This window comes from Pseudonocardia sp. Ae150A_Ps1 (genome assembly GCF_001932315.1).
Lineage (GTDB): Bacteria > Actinomycetota > Actinomycetes > Mycobacteriales > Pseudonocardiaceae > Pseudonocardia.
In genome coordinates, this window is sequence record NZ_MCIJ01000002.1 from 58118 (window position 1) to 82497 (window position 24380).

A 24380-nucleotide genomic window follows, 5' to 3' on the forward strand; every position below is an offset into this window, starting at 1 on the left:
CTCTTACCTTCGGTAAGAGTAAACCTCGTTGGGGTCCAACTTTCGCCGCGCAACGACCCCGGCGGGGCCTCGGACGGGCCCGCCGAGAAGCTTTCGGAGGGGATGTCGGAGGGGATGTCGGAGGGGATGTCGCCGATCTCGGTGAGGGGTGCGTGGCGGGCGTCGTCGGGCGCCGCGGCGGTGTTCGACGCGGTGACCGCGTGGTCGGGCAGGCGGAGTTGGTAGACCGCTGCCCGGTTCCCGCACCGGCCGTGGATCGCGGTCTGGAGCGGCCCGCGGTACTGCGGGGTCGAACCGGACTCGACCAGCAGCAACCAGCCCGCCTCACGCAGCTTCGCGAGCCAGGACGCGACCGAGGACCGCGCCCACCCCGAAACCTCCTGCAAACGCGCCCAGGTCGGCCACGTGTAATGATCAGCCCAGTCCGCGCGCAGCGCCAGCTCGTTGAGCAGAGGGTCCAACCGGCGGCGGACATCACGACGCGCCTGCTGATACCAGGTCGATGCCTCGATAGCCTCGCGCCAGTCCCGGGCAGTCCGCGGCAGGACCCCGGCGGCCTCGTCGTCACCGGCCCCGGGGGCAGCCTCGTTGGTGACCGACGCCCAACACCGATCACAGACCACCGAGTCCAACACCGTGTCCCGCGACCGCCCGGACCGACGCACACAACCCGTACACATCACCGGCGCCGCAGACACCGCCGCCAGCTCACAGACAGAACGCCACTCGACCCCGGCCACCGCGGCCGCTGTAGCGGCCAACTCCCCCGGAGCAAGCTCGACCAGAGGCCAGAGCCCGACGTCGAGACCGGCCCGAACCGCACACCCACAGACGCTCTGAGCGTCCTCGACCGGGGGGGTTGATGAGCCTTGACCGGTCGAGCTATGGTTGTCCTGCGCATGCAACGCGTATCCGCCCCTCTTGGTGGGGGCTGAAGGGATCGGAGCTACTACTCCGTTGCACTTCCTACATCGGGCCCGACCTCTTTAAGGGGTCGGGCCCGACGTAGTTCTAGCGTGCCTCTGATCCTCAGCCCGGGATGTTCAGTAGTTGGATGGGTCTAGGTCTGCATCGCGCTGATCCTCTCATCGTGCGTGTCGTGCGCCGAGAAGCCGAGAAGCCGAGAAGCCGAGAAGCCGAGAAGCCGAGAAGCCGAGAAGCCGAGAAGCCGAGAAGCCGAGAAGCCGAGAAGCCGAGAAGCCGCCCGACGGTGGATCCTAGCGGTTCTGGCGTGGGGTCGAGTGTCCGCCGCGCTGGTCCCGACCGAGCTCTTGTGTGTCGTTGATCATGCGATCATGTCCATGAGTGGATCGAGGATGTTCTGGGCGGCGCGTAGGTGTCCGACTGCGGTTGCTTGCGCTGGCGACTCGGCTAGCGGGTCAGCGACAGTCTGCGCGGCGTGGAGGACTTCATGAGCGGCGCGGAAGAGCTCGCCTCGGAGCCAATTATCGCTGGCGCCGCTTGCGAGGGCAGGATCGAGGGCGGGGTACATGTCGGGACCTCATCATCGTCTACTCGGGGCCGGCGGTCACCTGTTCGGCGTGGCGGTGCTTACTTGGGGAACGACGGCCACGGCGTCTAGTGACGCTCGGTAGTGCTTACCTCACCACACTGCACCACCGTCGTCAACGGGGTGTGTCATGCTGCAGTCCAAGGCTTGCAGGACGCGAGGTCGAGCGCGCATACCAAGGGGGAGACTGGTGGGTCAGGCGGCGGTGGAGCTGGGTGAGCGGCTGCGATCTGAGATCAAGGAGTACGAGCAGCGAACGGGACAATCGTCGCTGTCTATGCGGAAGCTGGCTCGACAGATGCGCGATGCCGGCGTGCAGATCTCACACGAGAGCCTGAGGCGAGCCCTTGCAGGGACCCATGTGCCGCCGACGATGAAGTTGCAGGAGATAGCCGCATTCTTCGGAACTAGCTTCCTGGCGTTTGACGTGAATCTCGACCCTCGTTGCGTTCGGGTGATGGGCCGCCTTGCGCGTCTTGATGATGCAGGTCGTGTGGCTGTGGAAAATTTTCTTGACACGTTGGGCCAGTCGGATTCCCCCGAGTCGAGTTCGCAGTGAACCTCTGGTTGAGAAAGTCCCAGATCGACCCTGTCGCAGCCCCGGTCACGGCGATACCTCGCGGGGTGAATATGCGTGCGGCGAAGCGGGCACTGCGCTGGTCGCGAGAGCAGCTTCACTCAGTGCCGGAACTCCCTTACCCGTGGGATGTTGACAAGTTTATCGAGGGTCTCGCCGCGAGCCGAGGTCGAGAAATAGTCATATCTTCTATTCGAATGAGTGACAGTTCGGCTTCTCCTTCGGCTCTCTGGTATGAGCATCCAGATTTCGACGAGATCAGGCTCGATGAGTGCGGCGGCGATTGCCTGGAGCGCGATAATCGCATCATCCACGAAGCTTCGCATATGATCGCAGGACATCGGGGCGTCGTGATCTCAGAATCGAGTGCGGGAGCTGAGCTGGGGGAATCTGCTGATGGCGGGGGTCGATCCTCATCAATCAGGGTTCTCCATCGTAACCACTATGCCGACTATCGCGAGTTGCAGGCCGAGACTCTTGCGTTCTCGATCTGGGAGGCAGCAGGGGCTCGCTTGTTCCCGGACGGCGATGTTGATGCCGCCCGTCTCGTTGGAGCGTTCGAGTACCGGCTCGGGCGGTGCGGGTCGGGGTGGTGACAGCGCACGACGCGATCCAGTTCATGCTGGTCGGCCTTATCGTCGGCGCGGCGATCGCGAAACTCTTCCAGCTGCGCTTCCCGGTCGCGGAGACGAACCGTCCAGCTGCTGTCGCGATGTGCGCTGCGATCATTTTCATGGGGATCGCTACGTTCCAGGAGAGCATGGTCGTCACAGACTTTCTGGGGCGGTCGCTCGACACCAATATCTCCTATGCGCAACGGCACACTCCGGCCATAATCTCGTTCGCGTGTGTGCGGATGGCGTTTGTGTGCTGGATCTGGCCTCCGAGCCGTCGTCGCCGCCGCCGTATGGCCATGCACTTCGCTGTTCTTGTAGCCGTTCTAGCGATGAGATGGTCGATTGCGGTGGTGTCATCACCGCACGATGCTGCTGCTGCTTTGGCGGGGGATTGGACTGCGGCACCGTGGACAACGGCGGCCGTCCTGCTCTACATCGTTTATGTTGGCTCCGTATTTGTGGCTACGGCTTTGATGGCGTGGGGATGGGCTCGTGAAGAGAGCATCGCGCGCCGATGGACGGCGACCGGATTGAAACTTATCGCGGCATCGGCGTGCGGATTCTTCATGTATATTGGACACAAGGCGCTGTTCCTGCTTTCGGCGTACACGGTGGGGCGTCCAGGCTATGATCCACTTGCGGCGGAGCGCCCTATTTTGGTGACGTCGGTGTTCCTGCTTGTAGTCGGTTTGGGGATGCCGTTGGTGGCGACGGGTGTCCCGGCCGTGGCTCTCTTGGCTCGCCAGCGAGTGGTGTATCGGGAAATGGGCGGAATGTGGCTGTCGCTGGTGCGGTTCCGACCTGATGTGGTGTTGATGACGTGGGCCCCGTCGTGGGTTCCTAATCAGTGGATCGGGTTCTGGGAGGCCGTAGATATTCGCGAGATGGCGTTCCGGCTGTTCCGTCGTGTTATCGAGTGCTGGGATGTCGTCCGGTGTCTTCGACCTCATCTCGATGTGTCGTTGCGGGCTTGGGCGTTGACCCGGGCTCGAGCCGAACTCGACGAGTTCGCCGCCGCTGGTGTCGGTGACGCAGTCATGTTGCGTGTGGCGCTCACCCGGGCTCGTTCTGGTGCCGCTGCGCTGGAAGAGGCGCAGCGCGCCTTGACCCCGGCCGGCCTTCGCGAGCTCGGCCAGAACGCGTCCTGGTGGCAACGTGTCGCCCGAGCGTGGGATCACCCACTCACCCTCCGTCTCACCGCTGAGGTCGATGCTCGTGCGACCGTGTCCACATGAGCATGGTCGTGATCGGCGGGTAGCCGGGCGATGGTGGTGCCGGTCCCGTTCCGACGGCATGATCTACGGTGTGATTGTCAGTTTCGATGAGCAGTTCCAGGCTGACCCGTACGCGAGCTGGGATAAGCTACGACGGAGTGGCCCCGTCCATCGTGCGATGACGCCGGATGGAGCTCCGGTCTGGGTGATTGTCGGCGACGAACATGTTCGGGCCTTGGCTGCTGATCCGCGGTTGACCCTGGACCGCAGATATTCTCTCCGCGGGTACACAGGATTTTCGTTACCGCCGGATCTGGACCGGAACCTGTTGAATATGGACGGCGCCGACCACCGCCGGATCCGCCGCCAGGTCGCCGCAGGACTCACCTCACGGCGCGTTGAGGTGCTCGGGCCTGCAATCAGCGCCGCCGCGGCCGAGCTGGCCACGAACTTGCGGATCCAGCTGGCGGGCGGCGCACCGGTGGATGTGATCGCCGAATACGCTTCCCCGTTCGCTCTTCGTGTGATCGCAATGATTCTAGGTATCCCGCCGGCAGATCTGTCTGATTTTCGTGGATGGACCGATGAACTTCTGGCCCCATCAAGTCAATCGGCATCGGCTGATGCAGTCAGAGAACTTCATCGCTACATCCGCACTCTAGTTGAAAGATTACGTAAAGAAAAAGAGGGCAGCGCCGACAGTTTCCTGGGGGGGCTGGTGCGTGACGCTGACAACGATCCGGAGCGACTGTCGATGGAGGAGCTGACCTCGGCAGCGTTTCTCCTGCTGTTTGCCGGGTACGAGAACACCATCCGAGTGATCGGGAACGGTCTGATCGCTGCCGCGGACGAGACGGGGGGCCTGGAAATGTTACGGGATGCCCTGGTGGAGAGGGAGTTTCCGCGGGCAGTGATTGATGAGTTGTTGCGTTATGATCCGCCGCCGCAGTTGGCGATCCGCCGGTTCACCCGTGAGGACGTCACCATTGGCGGCATGGGGATCGCTAGAGGCGAGACGGTCATGTTGTCGTGGGCCTCGGCTAACCGCGATCCGCTGGTGCACTCTGGTGCTGATCAGTTACGTCTCGATCGCTGTCCGAACCCGCACCTGACATTCGGGCATGGGGGGCACGCCTGCCCGGGAGCGGCCCTGGCTCGGATGGAACTTAATATCGGACTGGCGACTCTTTTCAGGGAAATTCCGGGTTTTCGGTTGGCGGCCCCGACGAGTCATGCGTGGCGTTCATCGTTTCGGAACCGGGGCGTCACCGAGTTGCCGGTGGCCATGCAGTGATTGAAAGCACGGCAGTTCAGGGTGTGCCCCGGACTGGGGCGGCGCCGGAGTTGTTGTCGTCAACTATCCCCGCCAGGAGTCTGTGGACGGCGTCCTGCTGACCTGGAGTGAGTTGCGCATAGAGCCGAACCAGTTCCGCGGCACGGTTGTTCCTGAGCAGGACAACGGCACTCTGATGCAGCCCATTGATAGGGGTAGGCTGCACCTCTCGGAAAAAACTGACAGGAACCGCAAAGAATTCACTGATCCAGCGGAGGTAGTCTTCGCCCGGATTTTTACCGCGTTCACCAGTGAGGAGCTTCTGCATGTAGACGGTGGTGATGTGTCCGCCGTTTGCGTTGATCCAGCGGGCGACATCTGCGGCAGGATAGGGGCGCTTGGCGGGTCCGACGATAGTGGTGAATAAGTAGTACAAGCGTTGCGGGATTGATCCAGATCGGTAGCCGTCGAGGCGCTGTTGAATGCGTTGATCCTGGCGGGGGCCGTCGATGGGTGCAGGTTCGGGATCGGTGAAATATGCGGAGGGCAGGCAGAAGAACTCAGCCAGAACGGCGAGCTCGTCAGGGGCCGGTGCCGGTTTTGGCGGCTTCCCGACGCGCCTCAAGGCGGTGATTCGCTCCCGGCTGGTCGGCGTTCGGTGAGCGTTGATCCACCGCACGACCTCGTCGGTGGAATAGGAAGTTCCATCGGTGTGCCGGATAGTGACGAATAGATGATCCAGTCGTCCGGCGATGTCCTGCTTGGCGAGGGGTACTGCAGGTTGACTATGGGCCTCGGGCACGGGTCTTCACCTTCGTGGATGACATCGCTGGTCGGTGGGGCGATCCTAGATCGCTGGTCGGGTAGTCGTTTCCGAGGAGATGCGAGTGTATGAGCGGTGAGGGTGATGGGCTGGTCCCTGCGGGTGGAGTGCCGCCGGGCGGCTGGGGCGGCCGCGGCGCGACGCCCCAGGTTGGCCCGGCCGCGACTCCGGGGTGGGCTGCCCCGAGTTCCACTCCGGAGGGGGTGGGCCAGGCGCAGTTGGCGGCCTCGTGCGTCACCGCTGATGGCGGGCTGGATCTGTCGCCGCCGCGACGAAGGGGCCCCCGGGCATGGCTCTCCATCGCCTCCGGCGCGGTCGCGGTCGCCGGCGGAGTGTTCTCGGCGGTGGTGTGGCCGGGCTGGGCCATCAGCGTCATCTTCGAGCAGGAGGCGTTGCAGGCCGGCGTGCGCACGGTCCTGGTCGAGGACTACGAGCTGACCGTGACCGCCGACATGCAGTGTCCCGCCGAGGTCCCCGTCGTTCCTGGGCAGCGGTTCGCCTGCCAGACCATGATCGATGGTGAAGCTACCGAGATCACGGGAGTCGTGCTGTCCCCAGACGGCAGATACCAGGTCGATCGGGCCTGATCCCCGGCTCAGCCTGTCCGGGCAGCGCCAACCCATACTGGTGTACTCTCTCTGCCGATAAGAATGTACATCTGGTGGTTGTGGGGCGACGCCGGTCGACAGGCTGGCCGACTTCGCGTCCTGTCCGGGCCTGGTGGATCGGTGGCGGCGATGGTGAAGACACGGCGGGTACGTCCGGAGCCGGCGGCACTGCCGCCGTGGTGGTCGAACAACGCCGCGATACCTCTCGGGGGCCGCCGCTCCGATGACGACCGGGCAGCGCTGGAATCGATCGTGGCCGCCCCGGCCATCGAGCCGCCGCCGGAGCTGTGGGAGCAGGTAAGCAGTCAGACGGTGGCCGCCGGTGATCTCGTCGATGCCCGCGGCCCGGCCGCTCCCAGCTCGGTGTTGGCGCCGCCGCTGTTGGTGCCGTCGACAGGCGAGCTGCCGGTGTCACTGTCTGAGCATCGAGCTGCGGCGTCCGATCCGGGTATGGCTGCGCTGCCCTCGTGGCGGCCGGCTGATGACGAGCGCAGCACCCAGACCACGGTGGACCGCCCCGTTGAAGCGTTGCGCCCGATCGACCCGGCGGAGGCCCGCCAGCTTGCGGAGTGTTTCGCGATGGACTACCTGTCCTGCGACGCGGAGGATCCAGGTCGTCGGCGCCTGGCGTTGGAGCCGTATCTGGCGCGGCAATCAGATGCTCTGCTGGGGTGGCCGGGTGGCGTGCACGGTCACGGGCGTCGCCGCGCGGTCCACGCGAGAGCCGGTGAGGTGCTGGCGCACGGCTATGTCCTCACCGTCGATGTGAAGGCACTGGTCGAGATCTTTGATCCTGTTCCATCTCACGCTGGATTCGTCAGCATGGACGGTGCCGCCGAGGCTACCGCCGCCGAGGCCACCGGCGCCGGTGAACCGCAGCAGGGGGATCCTGCGCCGGTTCCGCGGTTACCGGTAGGGGCCCGATGGTCGGCAGTCCCACCATCGATCGCGGAGGGCTGGGCGCCGGTGATGGCGGTGTGGCAACGTCTCGGAGTCCCAATCCGCCGCCACGATCACGGTCATCTCGTTGTGGAGCTGCAGCAACTGCCCTCTCCCGACGATGACCGCCTGCAGTCCTCGCTTGAGTCTGGGATCTGTTGATGACCGACGCCGTTGCTGATTCCGACCCTTTGCGCCGCACGTGGGATCTCCCCACCGGTGCCTCTGATCCTGACCTGGCCACGTCGGCCGTCCCGCTGCCGCAGGCGGTGCCGCAGCCAGAATTGGACGTCGGCAGTGCAGTGCGGTGCGGTCGTCGTCCGGGGCCACGATCGACATCGTTGCCCTGGGACAGCGCCCTCTGGGCGGGGCCGGCACCGGTCGGAAGCCTCGATGCCGTCTCGATCAGGCCGGCACCGGTAGCTCCCGTACCTGCCACCACTCCTGTTCTGCAGTCGGACCCATCACCCCGGGAACGTTCTGAGTCGGTCCCCGCTGGGTTGCTGCCCCGGGACCTGGGGCCGGCGCGGCTCAACGCGTTGCGGCCTCGGCAGAGCGCGCCGACCAGCGGCTGGCGGGCTGCGGCGTTCCGGCTCAGCGGCGGGAAGTGGAACCCAGGTCCCTCCGCGGCGGAGGAGCACTACACCGACCTGGCTCGGCGTATTGGTAACACCCGTCTGGAAGGGCCGCACTCGGTCATCGTCGGCTCGATGAAGGGCGGCGTCGGGAAGACCACGGTGTCCTGCTTGCTCGGCCTGTGCCTGGCTGAGCACCGCGGTGATCGAGTCGTGGCCGTCGATGCCAATCCCGATGCCGGCACCCTCGCCGACCGGCTTGTCGGTGAAGAGTTCGCCGCGCAGGTGACCGTCCGCGATCTGCTGGCCCACCTCGATGAGGTCGAGACCTTCACTGATCTGTCGAAGTATGTTCACCTGACCCGCCGGTTGCAGGTCGTGGCCTCCGATCAGGAACCGGAGTCCAGTGAAGCGTTCTCGCTATCTGACTACGAGTCGGTCGTGCGGGTGTTGTCCCGGTTCGCGCAGGCGATCATCACCGACCTCGGTACGGGAATCGTGCACTCGGCCGCCCAGGGGGGCCTTAAACACTGCGACAGCCTGGTCATCGTGGGGACGCTGACCCAGGACGGAGCCTCGCGCGCACAACGGACCCTGGACTATCTGGCGAACTACCGTGACCCCGCCGGCGGGCTCCCGCATCGGCACCTGGTCAAGGACGCGGTCGTTGTGCTCTCCGGTGATCGTTGGAGCGAGTCGATCGACGCCGAGGTGATCCGTGATTACTTCCGCGGCCGAGTCCGCGCGGTATTGGAACTTCCTGCGGACCGGCATCTAGCCAGCGGCGGCCCGATCGACCTGGCGCTGCTGCAGCCGGCTACTCGTGACGCCGTTTTGGAGATCGCCGCGACTGTCGCGGACGGTTTCTACGGCCGTGACACGCACGGCCTCGCCGCCCACGGCTTTAGAAGCAGCAGTAGCCACCGGTGAGCGTCGACACCAGAGGTGCCGATGGGCCCGGTTAGCGCGATCACAACGTTCGTAACGTCCGCGGTACTGGCGTTCGGTGGGGCATCAGCCGTGTCGTCACCGGACGAGCTGGAGGCGAGGTGTGGGTGGCGTATCACGGCTGCCCGTGTCTTCGCTGAACTGGCCCCTGACGCCAGGGACGCTGCGGGGGCGTTGCGTGCGGCGCTACTCGCTCTCGGTGCGGGCACCCCGGGTTTCGTCCCCGCTCGCTGCTACGCCGCTGGACCTGATGATCAACGAGCGCGCACCGGGGAGGACTCGCCCCCGTCAGTCGGATCACCCCAGTGGTTGCCCGCGCAGGACACCACGGACATCACGGGTAGCGGGGCGGGTGGCAGCAGACAGGACACGGCCCAGGCGGTGTTCGGGTGGGGTGCCCCCGACGTCATCGACGACTTCACCGGCACCGCGCTCGGGCCCGGGTGGAACGCCTATGACGGCCCGGGGCATGCCGGGAACGGCACCCGCTCCCCCGACGCAGCCACCGTCGCCGACGGTGTGCTGACCATCGACGGCACCGGGGACGGCACGACCGCCGGTCTGGCGTGGACATCGCATGCGCAGAAGTACGGGCGCTGGGAAGTCCGCATGCGCGCCCCCACCGGCTCCCCGTCCTACAACGCCCTCGCACTGCTGTGGCCGACGCAGGAGAACTTCCCGGTCGGTGGGGAGATCGACTTCGCCGAGATCATGAACCCGGCCCGCGACACGATCGAACTCTTCCTGCACTACGGCGCGGACAACTCCCAGGTCCACGGTGAACTGAAGGTCGATGCCACGGCGTGGCACAACTACGCCGTGGAGTGGACCCCGGACGGTGTGACGGCGTTCGTGGACGGCCGCGAGTGGTGGAAGACGACGGATACCTCGATCTTGCCGCCGGGGCCGATGCATCTGTGTCTGCAGCTGGACTGGTTCCCGCGCGGGGACGGCGAGACCGGGCAGGTTCAGTACGACTGGGTCAAGCAGTGGGGCCTGGCCGCCGGCGAGGGCGCCTCCACCGATTCGTCGGGCAGCGAGGGTTCCACGGATGCGGACTCGTCGACGTCGATCACTGACGAGGTCAACAACGTCGGTAGTCGCCGATGACTCGGCTGCCGGCCGGCGTTGGGGCCTGCGGCTCGCCTTATCTGTTGATCATGAAGGGGATCTTCTGATGTTCTCTCGTTCTGCTGCTTTTCGTTCGGCCTCGGTGTCGTCGGTGGTGGTGCGTCGTTCGGCTGTCGCGGCGTTGGCGGCGGGTGCGATGCTCGGCGGGACCGCGCTGACCCCGGCCCTGCTGGGTCCGGCCGCGGCGGCGGAGGAACACGTCGCGGTCACACTTCGGGTGACCGCGATTGGCCCGAGTTCGGCGGTGGATGCGTCGCAGGTGCATGCCCAGGCTCGCGCTCTGCTCACTGACCTGGCCTTGTCGGACAGCCCGCGCGCGCGGGAGCTGGCCCGGAAACTGGTCGGGCTCGGGGTGAGCCCGGCGACCCGTCCGGCGGGCTGGCGTCAGCAGGCGGTCGATGTGTCGGACCGGTTGCATACGGTGCACGGCACCCACCCGTCCCTGGATGTGGTCGCGGTGGAACTCGCCGCTGCCGGCTTCGGCCCCACTCCGGCGGGTCTGCGCATCCTGACCGAGCCGCCGCCCGCCGCGCCTCCGGGGGCCGGGCCGGTGGGTGTCCTCGGCGGTCTGACGGATGCGGGCCACGCAGCCGTGGACGCTGTCGGTGCCGCCGGTGGTGCGGTCGCCGATGTGGTGACCGGCCCGGCTCCGGTCCCGTCATTGGCGACTCCTGCTCCACGGCCTGTAGCGCCGCAGCCCGGTCGCACGCCGCCCGTGACCTCGGCGCCCGCGCCGACCCCGTCCGCTGCGCCAGCCCCGCCGCCGACGGTGCCGGTGCAGCCTGCCGCTGCCACAGCGTCGCTCGCCCCGGACGACTCCAGCAGCGGGACTCAGTCGGCCCCCAGCGCGACCACGTCACGCCCCGAGGATCAGAGCAAGGACCACGGCCAGGAGAACGACAAGGACCACCGGTCAGACGCCGCTGACCAGGGAAGATCTGTCGGAGTCGGTCGTGGTGGGGGGGAGCAGGGTAGCCGCCGGAGCTCTGATCCTGGTGGCTCCGGTACGAACACAGCCACCTCCACCACGGCTGAGACGGATGTGGAGGCCGCGCGTGCCGCGGTCGCGCTGCTCAGCGATTTCCTTACCGCTCTTGATGCTGAACCGGTCAGCACGAGCAGCGCGGCGGATGAGGTGGATCGGGTGCGGGTCGCTGTCGATGCGGTCGTGAACCGACCGGAGGTTCGGGCCGATCTGGAATCCCTGGGCGCGGATCCCGCTGCCCTCGACGCCGCCGCCGCCACCGTTGCGGGCGGTGACCGTGGCTCGGTCGCTGCCGCCGGTAGCGGCGCGGCTACTGCAGACACTGCGTCGTCCGGGCGGCCCGGGAGCAACGCTGACACAGCGGGCGGGGAGCAGCGCGCCGGCGGTCGAGACGACGGCACCTTCGATACCGCCGGTCAGGGAGCCGCTCATCGTGGTGAGGGTCTGGCCGCGGGCGTGGAGAAGTTGACTGAGCAGGCCGCGCGGGCGGCGGTGGCTGATCCGGACGCGGTCGCGTTGTTGGAGACGCTCACAGACCCGGACCTGAACCTCGACGACCTCGACACCACCAACACCAGCGGTACCAGCGCTGGTAGTGCTGGTAATGCTGGTGAGACGATCTCTAGAACCAACAGCGCCACCCCCGCCCCGGAGCCTGTGTCGGCGGATGCTGCCAACGGCCAGGAATCCGCCGGCGCGCAGCCTTCACCCACGTCGGCTCCGGAGAAGCGCTCGGGCGCGGTCCCAGAGCGGGTGTGGGATGAGCTGGTCGAGTGCGAGTCCGGTGGGGACTGGTCGGCTCGTACCGGGAACGGATTCTCCGGCGGGCTGCAATTCACGCCGTCGACCTGGACGGCGTTCGGCGGTCAGGGTGAAGTGCACGAAGCGTCCAGGGCTGAGCAGATCGCGGTCGCGCAGCGTGTCCAGGAAGGCCAAGGGTGGAAGGCATGGCCGTCATGCGCGAAGAAGCTCGGCCTCACCGACTGATCGGATTAAAAGTTGGAGTTCGGCCCGACCGGCCGGCGGCTTCTCGGACGCGGGCGGGTCTCGGGCCGAACTCCGTTCAGAGTAGCAGGCGGACGGGGCGAAGCTGAACACAACCACGAGGTAAACGATTCCAACCTGGTGGAGAGCCCGGCGGTCGTGCGGCGTGGCGCCTCTTTACGGGCGAGCTGCTCGGTCACGTCGTCCTCGTTGCCATCTGGTGGTCAGCGTCGGGTCAGGGTGCACCAGATCGTGTCCGAGCCGGTCTGTAATCCGGAGATGGAGAGGGTGGTGTCGTCGACGGTGTAGCGGCCGGTGCCGCTCAGGGGCTCGGAGCGTTTGGAGTCCGTGCTTATCAGGGTGAGCCGGTCGTCCTCGGTGGAGTAGGTCCCGGTGTCGGGGACCGGCTGGCATCGGGACACGGTGGCGGTGAAGGATCCGTCGGCGCGGAGGTCCAGGTTCACGGGGGCCGTCAGGATCGATGCCTGCGGGGACGGGGAGCAGGTCCCGACCCACTGTCCGGCCAGGTCGGAGTCCGGGCCGCCGCAGCCGGTCAGCGCCACGGCTGCGGTGATGGCAGCAAACCCGAGTACCAGCGGGGTCCGGTAGCGGCCCGTGGGTCGGGCGCGGGGGCGGGCAGGTCTGATCAACGTAGGTGCCTTCTGGTCGGTGTGGTGCGGGTGTGCGGCTCGGTGGCTGGTCATGAGGTGGCCGGGACGGCGACGTACTCGCTGGCGGAGTCGTAGTCGTAGCTGCGCGGCGTCCCCGGTAGGGGCGGTGCGGATGCGATCCCGAAGTACTCGTTGACCAGGTGGGGCGCGGCGGTCGCAGTCGGGGTGCGGTCGGCGCCGGTGGCGGCGTCGAGCACGACGGGCCCGGCGTCGGTGAAGCCGTAGACCGCGCCGTGCCAGACCGCGGTGAGCTCGGGTGGGACCCGGGGACCGCCGGGCTGGGCGGCGATGCGCCACAGCTCGGCCCCGGACTCGTCGAGCCCGACCAGGACCTCCGGCTTACCGGAGAAGCCCTGAGACTCGCACACGGTGATCGAGCGCTGGTCGTAGAAGCATTGCCACTTCCCCCGGTCCTGTCCGAGCGGGGTGGTCGTGACCGGGGTTCCGGTGGCGGCGGCGATGACCTCGGTTTTGTAGCCGCCGGGGTTGATCGTGACCATCCTGGGCCCGAGGGGGGAGGCGGTGTCTCCGCCTGCCCTGCTCCAGCGCCGAGAACCGTCGGTCAACGACAGTCCCTGCAGCGTCGCGTTGAACAGGTCGTCGCTCGATGCGACCACGGTGTCGCCGACGATGAGGGCTCCGGTCAGCTCGGGGGCGGTCCAGAGTGTCTGGTGGGTGGTCAGGTCGACCCCGGCGATGATCGCGGTCTGGTCGGTCTTCGCCTCCACGACCACGGTCGATCCCCGTACCCCGATCACCGCGACCCGTTCGAACTTCGGGTCGTAAGCGGTGGTACTCGGAGGTGGCAGCGCCACGGTGGTGGAGAATGCTCTGGCTGCGGTAGCCGTGTCGGCGGCGACGAGCTCGAGGGCTTCTGCGCCCGGGGTGGTGCCTTGGCCTGGGGTCTTCACCGGGAACGCTGCCAGCGCCAGCCGCCCGGCCGGGGTGTCGGCCACTACCGGGTCACCGAGGACGCTGCCGAAGTGCACCCAGTCGTCGAAGGCGTTGTCGGGGAACACGCCCTGTCGCACAGTGCTGGTGGTGAAGTCCACCCGTACCAGACCGGCTGAGCCGACCGTCCACCCTGACAATCCGTCGAGGACCTGCACCATCGGGATCGCGGAATCACTTCGGCTGCTCATCACCGCGGTTGGGGCCCCGAAGTCGGCCGGCGGATCGAACGCTTGCCGAGCCGGACCTGCCGCCGCAACCCCTTCGCCTGAGCTGGGATCGCCCTGGGCCGGGGCTGACGAGCAGCCGCTCGCCAGTAGTCCGGCCACGGCGACCACAGCCACCATCCACACCTGTCGCCGACCGGTGACCCTACGTGGGTATTTCATGTGGACATGATTGCCGTACAGAGTGGATGAGCCAACCTCCTCCAGCAGTGAGATCACGAAGCCCGATCGCCGACGGCATCGAGAACGCCAGGACCTCCGGCGGGCCCTGGCGGGGGCGCCGACGACCTCCGGCGGCAGCGGACGGCTTCAGACGGCTCTGCCGGCGGTTCGGCTGCCCTGGTCGGGGCAACGCGGGCCCCGTTCACGGGCACTGTTCGCGGGCCCTGTTCACTCGTAGTGATGGTCAGGTCCGCTGTGGTCGGTCACGGTGCGCGGTCGCCGCGCGCTGACCGGGTGATGGTCTTTGACCTGCAGTTTCCCGATCCGAATCCTCTCGTTGCAGCTGGTACGGGCTCCCCCCTTGTATTCGAAGTGTCGGCATCATCTCTGGAGGACATGCGTGATGTGGAAGAAGTCTGGGATCGTCGTGGCTGCGTCGGCTGCGTCGCTGATGGCGCTCTCGCCGGTGGCGATGGCCCACGGCACCCACGATCAGGGTGACGGGATCGACAAGAGCGCCGAGGGTCTGATCGCGGGGCTCAACGGTAATAACGTCAACGTCCCGATCCAGGTCTGCAACAACGACATCCCGGTCAACGCGCTCGGTATCCAGGTCCCGATCGAGGACCTCGGCCTGGGTAACGGCCTGACCGGTGCGCTGGGGATCCTCGGATCCGGCACCGCGAAGTCCGGACACTCGGTCACCGACCAGGCCGACAACTGCGCCCAGACCGGCGCCGCCGGCGACGCGGTCAGCGCTGCCCACGGCAAGGGCCACAAGTAACACCTGAAGTAACACCCGGGGACTCAACACCCCGAGACGACGTCGTGAGGGGTGGTCGACGTGTATCCCGACTGTCCCTCACGACGAGGGGCGCACCAGGATCTTTCATCGAGGGGGCTGGTGCGCCCCACCGAACCGTCCGGTTCCCGGGCCCCGGCATCGCGCACAGGGTGCCGGGACCCGGCGCCGGGCGGTTCTCGGTTCTCCCGAGGCGAACAGACATCGGCCTCGGAATCGGTGGCTGCGCCTCGGACGGGTACGGGGACCTCTCAGAGGGATGAAGGTGTTCCCCCGACCCGGGTCCGTGGGCCCCGGCCCGATGTGGAATGCGATAAGCAGCCCAGGTGAGTAGCGCAACGATGACGAGACAGGCCAGGACAGGTCCGGGGTGGGCGGTGGTGCTGGCGGGTGCGGCGTCGGCGGTGTTGGTCGCCGGGGGCTGCAGCCCCGGTGGGGCCGGTCATGCCGGGCATGCCGGGCATGGGCAGCCTGCTGCGGTGTCGGAGTCGCCTGTCCCGACAACGACTCCGGTGCCGGTGGACAAGGCGAAGTTGGTCACCGATTTCTACACTCAGGCGTTCGTCCACCGTGATGTTGCGGGTGCGTCGCAGACCTATGTCGCGGAGAACTACATCCAGCACAACCCGCAGGTCCCGAACGGACGGGCGGCGTTCGTGGACACGATGGGCCCGTATGTGAAGGACAGCGGGGTGACGTTCCGGATCGGGCGTGTCGTGGCTGAGGGTGACATCGTCGTGGTCCACGCGGAGTCGACGGAGAAGGATGGGAAGCGGTCCGCAGTCGCGGACTTCTTCCGTGTCGAGGGCGGGAAGATCGTCGAGCACTGGGATGTCATCCAGGCCATCCCCGGTGACACCGCCAACGGCAACCCGATGGTCCCCGCTCCTACCTCCTCGCAGGCCCCGGGGCATCCGTAGAAGAGCTCCCGCTCACCTCCGCCGGTCGGCGCTGGTGGGTCGGCTCAGTAGAGTCGTTCGCTGACGCGCCACAGTCCGTCGGGTCCAAGAGTGAGTGCCAGGGTCGCTGCGGCGTGTTCCGGCGGCACCACCAGTCCATCGCCTTCACATCCGGTCCGGACGACCCCGGTCACCTGGACATAAACCTGACGGTCGGTGCGCGGCGCCTCGGTCGGGATCACTGCGCCGATCTCGCTGACCGTGGTGCTGCACCGGTTGGCGACCAGCTGTTCCCAGCCCGCCCCTGTCGCGGGGGCCTGCGCGGTGGCGGTGTTGTCCTGCGCGGCGGCTCCGGTCAGTACAGGGGCGACCCGCTCGGTCCAGGTGACCGGCCGCGGATCGGTGAAGCTCACCGACCGGGAGGCCTTCAACCAACGGCGTGCGGTCGTCAGCGGGTCACGGTCCGGGACTGCGTGGGGACCGGCGGTCCGTGGGACTCCAGCGGCCCCCACGTCGGGTGCTCGCGGGGCAGCGTGCTGGCCCGGCACGCACGCCGCGTACATGCCGCCGGCGAGCACACCGCCGACGATGCCCACACCTACCCAAACTCCGAGATTGCGCCGACGCAGCGACGTGTTCTCCGTGCCGGACTCACGCAGGGACACCCCGCCCCCTCACTGCACGCGTACTGCCTTGTCGCCTGAAACGATACGACATGTAGTCTATCTGCGGCCTGAAAATCGTCGATCCGAGGGCAGGAGGAGATGTGCTCGATCCTCCGATCGTGGCGGGTGTTCTGGGTGGTGTCGGCACGACTCTGCTCGCTGAAGCGCTCCATGGCCACGACGACGGGATCTACCGCGCCCAGCGGCCCGTGCAGGTGCTCGTGTGCCGTTCGACGTCGAACTCGCTGCACTCGGCTCAGCGCGCGCTGCAGTACACCCCGACCGCCGCGCCGCCGCCGGTTCTAGCGATCGTCGATGACGTGCCGAACGCGGCCTGGGGACCGAACACACAGAACAAGGTCCACATCACCGAGCCGTACGTGACCTCGCTCGTCCGGATCCCGCTGGTGACTGACTGGCGTGACGTCGAGTCGCCTCACAGCAGGGCCTCGACCGTGCTCGCCGAGGACGAGCGGGATCTCCCCAAAGGAGTCCGCGCCTTCGCCAGGGCCCTACGGGAACTGGTCGGAGAAGTCATCAAACAGAACAGCGGTCACCGATCCCGCACCGCCTAAGCGGCGGCCCCCGCCACGCCCCGGAGTGTCTTGCCGTGCTTAACTCGCTCAGTTTTCAACTCCTTGACCTCTACTCCTTGCAGCCGCCACCGCCGACGCCGGGACCTCTTATTCTTGACCCGAGCCCCGGCCAGCTGCCCGGGAAACTCGGGGAGAACGCCAACACCATCATCGCCACGATGAAAGCTGTGCTGCTTGTTCTCGCCGCAGGCGCCGGACTCATCGGCGTCGGACTGATCATGACCGGCTCGAAGAACCGCAGCGGGTATGCGGTCAGTGGCATCGAAAAGATTGGCATGGTACTTCTGGGGGTCGCGATCATGGGGGCGCTTCCGTCGATTCTCGGGCTCGTCGTATGACCTCCTTCATCTGATTGACGAGGAGTGGGCGCACGCATGTTCGGGATCGACTCCTTAGCAACCGACTTCGGCGAGGCGGCCGTCGAGATTCTGGGGATGTTGATGACCTGGTGGCTGGTCGTGCCGTCTCCGCTGGAGCAGGTCAAGGAAGTCCCCGGGCCGAACAATGTCGTCGCCCCCCTCGCCCTGTTGATTCTGGCGGTCTCGCTGCTGACTCAGCTCGGCCGTCTGATGATCTCGGGCCGCCGGGAACCACTGGTCGAGGTCGGTCTCGGCCTGTTGAAGTTCGCCCTGGTGAACGCTGCTGCTCTATTCGCACTCAACATCGCTCTCGAAATGGGGGACGCGGCGACGGAGGAGTTGCTTGGGAACGCGCTCCCGGAGTTCAATAAGGAGGTTGGCAACGCATTCGCGCACGCCCCGGTCGGTTCTGGCTTGAAACTGGTTGTGGCGCTGGTCATGGTGCTCCTGGGATTGATCCAGTGGCTCTTCCTACTGTTTCGGCAGGGCACGATCCTGGTGCTTGTCGCGTTGCTGCCGCTGGCGGCAGCGGGAGTGCTGACCAACGCCACGCGCCGCTGGTTGCCGACGATGGTGGCCTGGTTGATCGGCCTGGTGGTCTACAAGCCGTTGGCGGCGCTGATCTACGCGATCGGACTGGGGCTGGTCAGTAAAGGCGAGGACGTTGCTACTGGGGGAGGGGACTTCGTCGCCGCGCTGACCGGGGTCGTGGTCCTGCTCATCGCAGTGTTCGCGCTGCCCGCAGTGATGAAGTTCTTCAGTTGGGCCCAGGTAGGGGTCGGCGGCGGCGGCTCGGTCGGCGGTGTGATCGCCGGTGCTGCGACCGGCGCGGTGTCGATGGGGGCACTCGGTTCTTCGCGGCGTCAGGAGATGACCGGTCCCGGTAGTGCTCCGGGGTGGACCCAGAGTGCTGCTTCTCCTCCCGGCGTGGCCGCCCAGAAGGCGTTGCCTGCCGGTGGTGCCGGTGGCAGCGGTCGGCAAGGCGCCGTCCGGTCGCCCGAGGGCGGTGGCGGATCGGCTGGCCGCGTAGCTCCCTCGGCGGCGGGTGGCGGAGCGTCCGGGGCTGGGGCTGGGGCTGTGCGAGGGGGCGCCTCCGCGGGAGGGCCTGCAGCGGGCCAGGCGGCCGGGGCCGCTGCCGGGGGCGCCGCAGTTGGTGGCGCTGCCGCGGCCGCCGGCCCTGCTGGTGCCGCAGCTGCGGCGGCCGGGTCCGCGGTGCAGAAGGGCAGGGCTGCCGCCGAGAACTTCGCCTCGCCGCCACAGGACCTCGGCGGCGCGGCACCGAGTAAGGGACCGGACGGTGCCGGCCCGGCCGGGCAGGGAGGTAATCAGTGACGGCGCCCCGCACCTACGGGAACTGGCGCCCGCCCCGCGGGTTCGGCATCGGGCAGCTCGGCACCGGCCAGACCATGACGGTCTTCCTCGCGATCGCTATCCCCGTCACGGTGCTGAACTTCTCAGGTCGGGCAGGCTCGGTTGCCCTGGTCATCGGTGCCCTGGTGATCGGCGCCGTGGTCATCAAGATCGGTGGTAGTTCACTTTCGGATGTGGTTATGCGACGTCTGCGTTTCACCCGTAGCAAGGCGGCCGGCTGGACCGACCGCACCGGCGGGATGGTCACCGACCACCTGCGCCGCCACGACCTTCCCGGCCCGATGGGGCCGATCGTGCCGTTGTCCACCGATGACGGTCGCGGCGGCAAGCAGGGCCTGCTGTGGGACCGCCGCACCGGATGGCTGACCGCGGTGTTGCGGGTCTCCCCGGTCGGGCTGGACCTGGCTGATCCGGGCCAGGCCGACGCCTGGGTCGCGAACTGGGGCGCGTTCCTGGCTGACCTGGGATACCAGCCGATGATCCGCCACGTCGCGGTCACCGTCGACACATCCCCGACCGGGGGTACCACCCTGCGCGACTACGTCAACGATCGCATCGACCCGCGCGCCCCGGCCTCCGCGCAAGCGGTCATGGCCGAGCTCGCCGCCACCGCCCCGGCCTCGTCCGCTGAGGTCGACTGCCGGGTGTCGGTGACCTTCGACCCGGCCCTGGCCACACCCCGACCGCCGGATCTGGCCGCCGGTGTCGCCGAGGTGACCCGCTGGCTGCCCGGGCTGGAGTCCCACCTGGCCATGGCCGGTGTCGCGGTGCGCGGCCGCGCGACGGCCGCTTGGTTGACCGGGCGGCTGCGGGTCGCCTACGACCCGGCCAGCCGCTCGGACCTGACCGACTACGACGAGCACTCCGACGGGCTGCTGCGCTGGTCCGAGGCGGGCCCGGTCTCCTTCCAGGAGAGCTGGGACCACTGGCAGCACGACTCGGGGCTGTCGGTGTCGTGGGCGATGGTCGAGGCACCTCGCCAGTCGGTGATGGACCGCGTACTGGTGCCGCTGCTGGCCGCGGGCCCGTTCGCACGACGGGTGACCCTGCTCTACGAGCCGCTCTCGGCCGGTGCCGCCGCCGACGAGGTCGAGCGCGAGATCACCAACACCCAGGTCCGTCGGATGTGGGCGCATAAGACCAAACGCGACGAGACCCAGCGTGACCGTGACGATCTCTCGCGTGCGGTGCAGAGCGCCCGCGAAGAGGCCGAAGGCGCCGGCGTCGGCCGGTTCACCCTCTACGTGACCACCACCGTCTTCGACGCCGAGCAGATGCCCGCCGCGACCGCCGATGTCGAACAGCGCGCCGGGCAGGCCAAGGTGCGGCTGCGGCGCCTGCGTGGCGCGCAGATCACCGGGTTCGCCGCCTCCCTCGGTCTCGGGATCAACCCTGCCGAGCTGGCCCGCCGCCCCCGCAAATGACCCACCGGTGCGCCTCGTCCACCTGCCTGACCAGGAGCCTTCCGTGACCACGATCTCCCTGCCCCCGCAGCAGCAGCAGTTCGACCCCGGTACCCCGTACCGCGGTCGCCCGGTGCCCCGGGCCCTGGGGTGGGCGCTGCCCGGCGCCGGGCGGGCGGCGAGCGCCGAGCCCGGGGTGATGTGGCAGGGCACGACCACCCAGGTGTGCGGGATGTTCCCGTTCGCGGTCAGCTCGGGTGCGGCACCGCCCGGGGTGCCCATCGGCCATCACATGCACACCGCCGAGCCCGTGGGACTCGACCCGGCGGAGTGGCTACGCCAGGGGCTGGTGTCCAACACCGGCATGTGGATCCAGGGCCAGCCCGGCATCGGCAAGTCGACGATCGTGAAACGCCTGATGACCGGGCTGGTCGCGTTCGGGTTCACCGCCGTGGTCCCCGGTGACGTCAAGGGCGAGTACACCCGCCTGGTCGAGCACCTCGACGGGCGCGTGTGGCGGATCGGGCGGGGCCTGCACTCGCTCAACCCGCTCGACGCGGGCCCCCTGCGGGCCGCGCTCGCCCAGACCAGCGGCGACGAACACGCCCGGCTGGCGGAAACCATCCGTGCCCGGCGGCTGTCGCTGCTCGAAGCGCTCGTGGTCATTGTGCGCCGCGCCGAGATCAGCGTGACCGAACGACGTCTACTCGGTGCCGCACTCGACCTGTGCGTGGATGGCACCACCGTCGGCGAGGAGCCGATCATCCCCGACGTCGTGCGGATCCTGGTCAGCCCGCCCGCGCTGCTGCTCGACATCGCTGCCTGCGACTCCAAGCTGGCCTTCCGCCGCGACGCCCGGGACCTGGTCAACACCTTGGAGCTGCTCTGCGCCGGCGCGATCCGGGGCCTGTTCGACCGCCAGTCCTCGATCACGGCCGACCTCGACACCCCGGCGTTGTCGCTGGACATCTCCGCCCTCGACGACGACGAGGACGAAGTCGTGGCCGCAGCGATGCTCTCGTCCTGGGCGTGGGCGGCCGCGGTCATCGACGGCTCGGCGGCGACGGGCCGGCACCGCAACATCTTCCGCATCCAGGACGAGCTCTGGCGCGCGCTGCGCGTCGCCCCGGGGCTGGTGGAACGCTCCGACCGGGTCACCCGCTTGGGCCGCCACCGCGGCGAGATCTCCGCGCAGGTCACCCACTCCCTCGACGACCTCGAAGCACTACCCACCGAGGCCGACCGAGCCAAGGCCCGCGGCATGGCCCAACGCAACGGCGTTATGGTGCTCGGCGGCATGGCCGACAAGGAACTCGCCGCGATCAACGAGATCAGCCCGCTCACCGCAGCCGAGGCCGCGATGGTACGGGCCTGGGCCGCACCGCCGACCTGGATGACGGGCAGCACCCACCCCGGCCGCGGCCGGTACCTGATCAAGTCCGGTGAACGGATGGGACTACCCGTCGCCCTGTCACTGATGCCCAGCGAACGCGACCTCTACAACACCGACACCGCCTGGCAGCCCCGCACCGGACACGCCTGATGAGCACGCCTACGCCGCCGATCCCGTGGCAGCAGCTGGCCGTCCCCCTGATCGGGCTCGGGGTCCTCGGTACAGGGTTCGCGGCGACGACGTGCTGCTGGGCAGCAGCCACCGCCGCGGCCGAGGCTGCCCCGGGCTTCGGGGGGCCGACGCTGCGGGCGATGGTCTCCGCCGCCGGGACGGGCACCCTCGACCCCCTGATCGGGGTCGAGGGCTCGCGCCCGGTGTTCTGGTCCGTGCTGGCCGGGGGGTTGGCTCTCCCACTCGGCCCCATCGCCGGCGGCGGGGTATGGATCGGTTCCCGCTCGGCTCGGCGCAGCGAACCGCGCTCGGTGCTGGCAGGGCATCGCGACACCCGTGACATGCGCGGTCGTGCAGCGCAGAAGCGAGCACAGCAGCTGCGGCCCTCCCTGGCCGGCCTCGACCGCATCGACAAACGGGACCTGGGGCATTGTCTGGGGCGTCGCCCGGGCGGCGTCGGTGAGTCACGACTGTTGCGCGCCTCCGAGGAAGACGTTCTACTCGTGATCGCCGGACCGCGATCGAACAAGACTTCCGCCCAGGTGGTGCCCGCGATCCTCTCCGCGCCCGGCCCGGTCATCGCGACCAGCAACAAGGTCGACGTCTACACCTTGACCATCGGGCCGCGTGCCGAGCTGGGCCGCTGCTTCGTCGCGGATCCTCAGGGCATCGCCGGGGTCGAGCAGAGCTGGTGGTGGAACCCGCTCGCCGACATCAAGGACCTGGCCGACGCCGGGTATCTGGTCGCTCACTTCTCCCGCACCGTCGGTGCCGGCAACTCCAACGACGCCAATCCCTTCTTCACCAGAGGCGCCGAGCGGCTACTCACCCAACTCGTCCTGGCCGCATCATGCAGCCCCGACAAAAGCCTGCGCGACGTCCGCTCATGGCTGGCCACCCAAGCTAACGAACCGGTCGGTCTGCTGGAGAACAGCGGCTTCACCGAGATCGCGGAGGGCTTGCGAGGTCTGCAGGAAGCACCGGCAGAGACCCGCGGTGGTCTGTTCGAGACCGCGCTGACAGCCCTCGGGTCCCTGGAGTCCGAGGCCGTCGCCCGCCTGATCACCCCGCCCTCGACGTGGCGGGAACCACCCCGGGGGCCGGTGGAGGAGTTCGACCCGTGGCGATTCCTGGTCGGCTACCAGCCTGATAGCTCCGGTAACCCGGTCCCCCGCGACACCCTCTATCTACTCACCCGCGAAGGCGCCGGCAGCGGTGCCCCGGTCGTCGCCGCCCTGGTCGATCACCTGCTGCGCATCGCCGCCCAGGCCGCCACCGCCCAGGGCGGACGGCTCGATCCCCCGCTGCGCCCGGTACTGGACGAGGCCGCCAACGTGTGCCCGATCGCGAACCTTCCCGACCTGTACTCCTACTTCGGGTCGATGAGCATCCAGGTCATGTCGTTTCTGCAGTCCTACCAGCAGGGCGTCGCGGTCTGGGGCAAGTCCGGGATGGACAAGATGTGGTCGGCAGCCACGATCAAGCTGGTCGGCGCCGGAGTGCAGGACCCCGAGTTCGCACGCTGGATCAGCGACCTCATCGGACCACTGGAGGTACCGACCTACTCCCACCAGTACGGCCGTGGCGGCGGCTCCACGTCGACGTCGATGCGAGAGAAGCCGGTGATGACCGTTGCCGACGTGGGCTCGCTCGACAAACGCCACGCCATCCTGCTCTCCGCCGGACGCCGCCCGGTGCTGCTGGAACTGATGCCCTGGTACCGCGAAGCCGACGCCGACACGATCAGCGCTCACGCCGCCGAGGCCACCGACCAGGTCCGCCAGTCAGCGGTGGCCGCGCTCGGGCCCCGCAACCCGCTCGCCCAGCGCCTCGCCCGCGCGCGAGACCCCCGCGACGGGAAGCCATGACCGCCCCGGAACCCGACACCGGCCTCGCTGCCGGTGACTGGGCTGCGGTCCTCGCCGCACTCACTCAGCTGCGCGCGGAACACGCGACCCTCACCGCCCGGCTGGGAGAACTCGACCACCGGGTCGAGAACATCGAGGGCGCCTTCGACGCGATCGAGGACACCACGCCGGACACCGGACTGGACATGCGTGAGCTCGTCCCGTGGGTACGCGACCACATCGCCCAACTGCTCGAACGCCGACTGCCGCAGAACAAGGGCCGGCTACGCTGGTGCCGCAGCTGGTGGCTACACCCGGAGGCGATCGCACGCTTCGATGCCCTGCACCGATCCTGGACCGAAGCGATCACCGCTGATGGAGGCAACGCCCTGGCCACCTACTACGACCACCTCGACCGCCAGCTCACGACGCTGATGGACGAGCACGGCCCGTTCAGCGCCTGCGAAGGCGGACACCACGGCACCGAGCGGTTCGTGACCAAACTCGGGCAGGTCGACCCGCCGCCGGAGTACTTCTTCGTCCTCGACGGGCAGCTCGACCACCTATAACCAGCGGCTCAGCCCCTCAAACGCGCTCTCACAGGACAGCGTATGGCGACACACACATGAACGGGTCCGTTTCCAGTAATAGATACTTCGGGGTCGTTCCTGTGGTTCCC

23 protein-coding genes are annotated in these 24380 nt (G+C 67.8%); 18 read left to right on the plus strand and 5 right to left on the minus strand.

Annotation, left to right across the window (positions count from 1 at the left end):
* Positions 1 to 632, minus strand: a 632-nt coding sequence (locus tag Ae150APs1_RS33050; protein ID WP_212567353.1) for a hypothetical protein, incomplete at its 3' end; no start/stop codon positions are given.
* Between the two features lie 1068 nt (positions 633 to 1700).
* On the opposite strand from Ae150APs1_RS33050, the gene Ae150APs1_RS29165 reads away from it, so the two are divergent.
* From Ae150APs1_RS29165 to Ae150APs1_RS29175, 4 genes are all read left to right on the plus strand, one after another.
* Complete coding sequence (locus tag Ae150APs1_RS29165) at positions 1701 to 2069, plus strand: hypothetical protein (RefSeq protein ID WP_075302869.1); 369 nt, start codon at positions 1701 to 1703, stop codon at positions 2067 to 2069.
* Between the two features lie 215 nt (positions 2070 to 2284).
* A complete protein-coding gene (locus tag Ae150APs1_RS31645) occupies positions 2285 to 2683 on the plus strand; it encodes a hypothetical protein (RefSeq protein ID WP_139317249.1) in 399 nt (132 codons plus the stop codon).
* A complete protein-coding gene (locus tag Ae150APs1_RS29170) occupies positions 2680 to 3939 on the plus strand; it encodes an MAB_1171c family putative transporter (RefSeq protein WP_139317250.1) in 1260 nt (419 codons plus the stop codon). Before Ae150APs1_RS31645 ends, Ae150APs1_RS29170 begins: the two co-directional genes overlap by 4 nt.
* A gap of 58 nt (positions 3940 to 3997) precedes the next feature.
* A complete protein-coding gene (locus Ae150APs1_RS29175) occupies positions 3998 to 5212 on the plus strand; it encodes a cytochrome P450 (protein WP_075302871.1) in 1215 nt (404 codons plus the stop codon).
* Between the two features lie 16 nt (positions 5213 to 5228).
* Here Ae150APs1_RS29175 and Ae150APs1_RS31650 read toward each other — a convergent pair whose 3' ends face one another.
* Entirely contained in the window at positions 5229 to 5993 is a 765-nt protein-coding gene (locus Ae150APs1_RS31650; RefSeq protein WP_139317251.1) for a hypothetical protein, read from the minus strand.
* A gap of 224 nt (positions 5994 to 6217) precedes the next feature.
* Between Ae150APs1_RS31650 and Ae150APs1_RS29185 the strand changes: the two genes are divergently transcribed.
* From Ae150APs1_RS29185 to Ae150APs1_RS34755, 5 genes are all read left to right on the plus strand, one after another.
* Positions 6218 to 6601, plus strand: a complete 384-nt coding sequence (locus Ae150APs1_RS29185; protein ID WP_075302875.1) for a DUF4333 domain-containing protein — start codon at positions 6218 to 6220, stop codon at positions 6599 to 6601.
* Positions 6602 to 6742: 141 nt separating this feature from the next.
* Positions 6743 to 7723 (plus strand): hypothetical protein, encoded by a 981-nt coding sequence (locus Ae150APs1_RS29190; protein WP_139317252.1) that lies wholly within the window; start codon positions 6743 to 6745, stop codon positions 7721 to 7723.
* The gene (locus Ae150APs1_RS34475) at positions 7723 to 9066 is read left to right on the plus strand and encodes a MinD/ParA family protein (protein WP_083680587.1); all 1344 of its coding nucleotides are present in this window, start codon (positions 7723 to 7725) and stop codon (positions 9064 to 9066) included. Before Ae150APs1_RS29190 ends, Ae150APs1_RS34475 begins: the two co-directional genes overlap by 1 nt.
* Before the next feature lie 327 nt (positions 9067 to 9393).
* The gene (locus tag Ae150APs1_RS29200) at positions 9394 to 10194 is read left to right on the plus strand and encodes a glycoside hydrolase family 16 protein (protein ID WP_170918211.1); all 801 of its coding nucleotides are present in this window, start codon (positions 9394 to 9396) and stop codon (positions 10192 to 10194) included.
* A 67-nt stretch (positions 10195 to 10261) separates the two neighbouring features.
* Positions 10262 to 12187, plus strand: a complete 1926-nt coding sequence (locus Ae150APs1_RS34755; RefSeq protein WP_349289922.1) for a transglycosylase family protein — start codon at positions 10262 to 10264, stop codon at positions 12185 to 12187.
* A gap of 221 nt (positions 12188 to 12408) precedes the next feature.
* On the opposite strand, the gene Ae150APs1_RS29210 is transcribed toward Ae150APs1_RS34755, so the two are convergent.
* Together Ae150APs1_RS29210 and Ae150APs1_RS29215 are read right to left on the minus strand one after the other, a co-directional pair.
* Positions 12409 to 12747, minus strand: a complete 339-nt coding sequence (locus Ae150APs1_RS29210; RefSeq protein ID WP_075302883.1) for a hypothetical protein — start codon at positions 12745 to 12747, stop codon at positions 12409 to 12411.
* A 137-nt stretch (positions 12748 to 12884) separates the two neighbouring features.
* Positions 12885 to 14153: a hypothetical protein gene (locus Ae150APs1_RS29215; RefSeq protein WP_139317646.1), complete on the minus strand. Its 1269-nt coding sequence runs from the start codon at positions 14151 to 14153 to the stop codon at positions 12885 to 12887.
* 445 nt (positions 14154 to 14598) lie between these two features.
* On the opposite strand from Ae150APs1_RS29215, the gene Ae150APs1_RS29220 reads away from it, so the two are divergent.
* Both Ae150APs1_RS29220 and Ae150APs1_RS29225 read left to right on the plus strand, forming a co-directional pair.
* On the plus strand, positions 14599 to 14979 hold the full coding sequence (locus Ae150APs1_RS29220; protein ID WP_075302887.1) for a hypothetical protein: 381 nt from the start codon (positions 14599 to 14601) through the stop codon (positions 14977 to 14979).
* 536 nt (positions 14980 to 15515) lie between these two features.
* Entirely contained in the window at positions 15516 to 15917 is a 402-nt protein-coding gene (locus tag Ae150APs1_RS29225; protein WP_158071568.1) for a nuclear transport factor 2 family protein, read from the plus strand.
* A 44-nt stretch (positions 15918 to 15961) separates the two neighbouring features.
* Here Ae150APs1_RS29225 and Ae150APs1_RS29230 read toward each other — a convergent pair whose 3' ends face one another.
* Positions 15962 to 16309, minus strand: coding sequence for a hypothetical protein (locus Ae150APs1_RS29230; RefSeq protein WP_075302891.1), 348 nt, complete (start codon positions 16307 to 16309; stop codon positions 15962 to 15964).
* 353 nt (positions 16310 to 16662) lie between these two features.
* On the opposite strand from Ae150APs1_RS29230, the gene Ae150APs1_RS29235 reads away from it, so the two are divergent.
* From Ae150APs1_RS29235 to Ae150APs1_RS29265, 7 genes are read left to right on the plus strand one after another with little or no spacing between them, the layout of a single operon-like run.
* Entirely contained in the window at positions 16663 to 17136 is a 474-nt protein-coding gene (locus Ae150APs1_RS29235; RefSeq protein WP_075302893.1) for a hypothetical protein, read from the plus strand.
* A 35-nt stretch (positions 17137 to 17171) separates the two neighbouring features.
* A complete protein-coding gene (locus Ae150APs1_RS29240) occupies positions 17172 to 17495 on the plus strand; it encodes a hypothetical protein (protein ID WP_083680590.1) in 324 nt (107 codons plus the stop codon).
* 36 nt (positions 17496 to 17531) lie between these two features.
* Positions 17532 to 18848, plus strand: a complete 1317-nt coding sequence (locus Ae150APs1_RS29245; RefSeq protein WP_075302895.1) for a hypothetical protein — start codon at positions 17532 to 17534, stop codon at positions 18846 to 18848.
* The gene (locus Ae150APs1_RS32380) at positions 18845 to 20311 is read left to right on the plus strand and encodes an SCO6880 family protein (RefSeq protein ID WP_075302897.1); all 1467 of its coding nucleotides are present in this window, start codon (positions 18845 to 18847) and stop codon (positions 20309 to 20311) included. The genes Ae150APs1_RS29245 and Ae150APs1_RS32380 overlap by 4 nt, the downstream gene beginning before the upstream one ends.
* A gap of 43 nt (positions 20312 to 20354) precedes the next feature.
* On the plus strand, positions 20355 to 21833 hold the full coding sequence (locus tag Ae150APs1_RS29255) for a hypothetical protein (RefSeq protein WP_139317256.1): 1479 nt from the start codon (positions 20355 to 20357) through the stop codon (positions 21831 to 21833).
* Entirely contained in the window at positions 21833 to 23722 is a 1890-nt protein-coding gene (locus Ae150APs1_RS29260) for a type IV secretory system conjugative DNA transfer family protein (RefSeq protein WP_083680591.1), read from the plus strand. Before Ae150APs1_RS29255 ends, Ae150APs1_RS29260 begins: the two co-directional genes overlap by 1 nt.
* Positions 23719 to 24270, plus strand: coding sequence for a DUF4913 domain-containing protein (locus Ae150APs1_RS29265; RefSeq protein WP_075302903.1), 552 nt, complete (start codon positions 23719 to 23721; stop codon positions 24268 to 24270). The genes Ae150APs1_RS29260 and Ae150APs1_RS29265 overlap by 4 nt, the downstream gene beginning before the upstream one ends.
* Positions 24271 to 24380 lie beyond the last annotated feature (110 nt).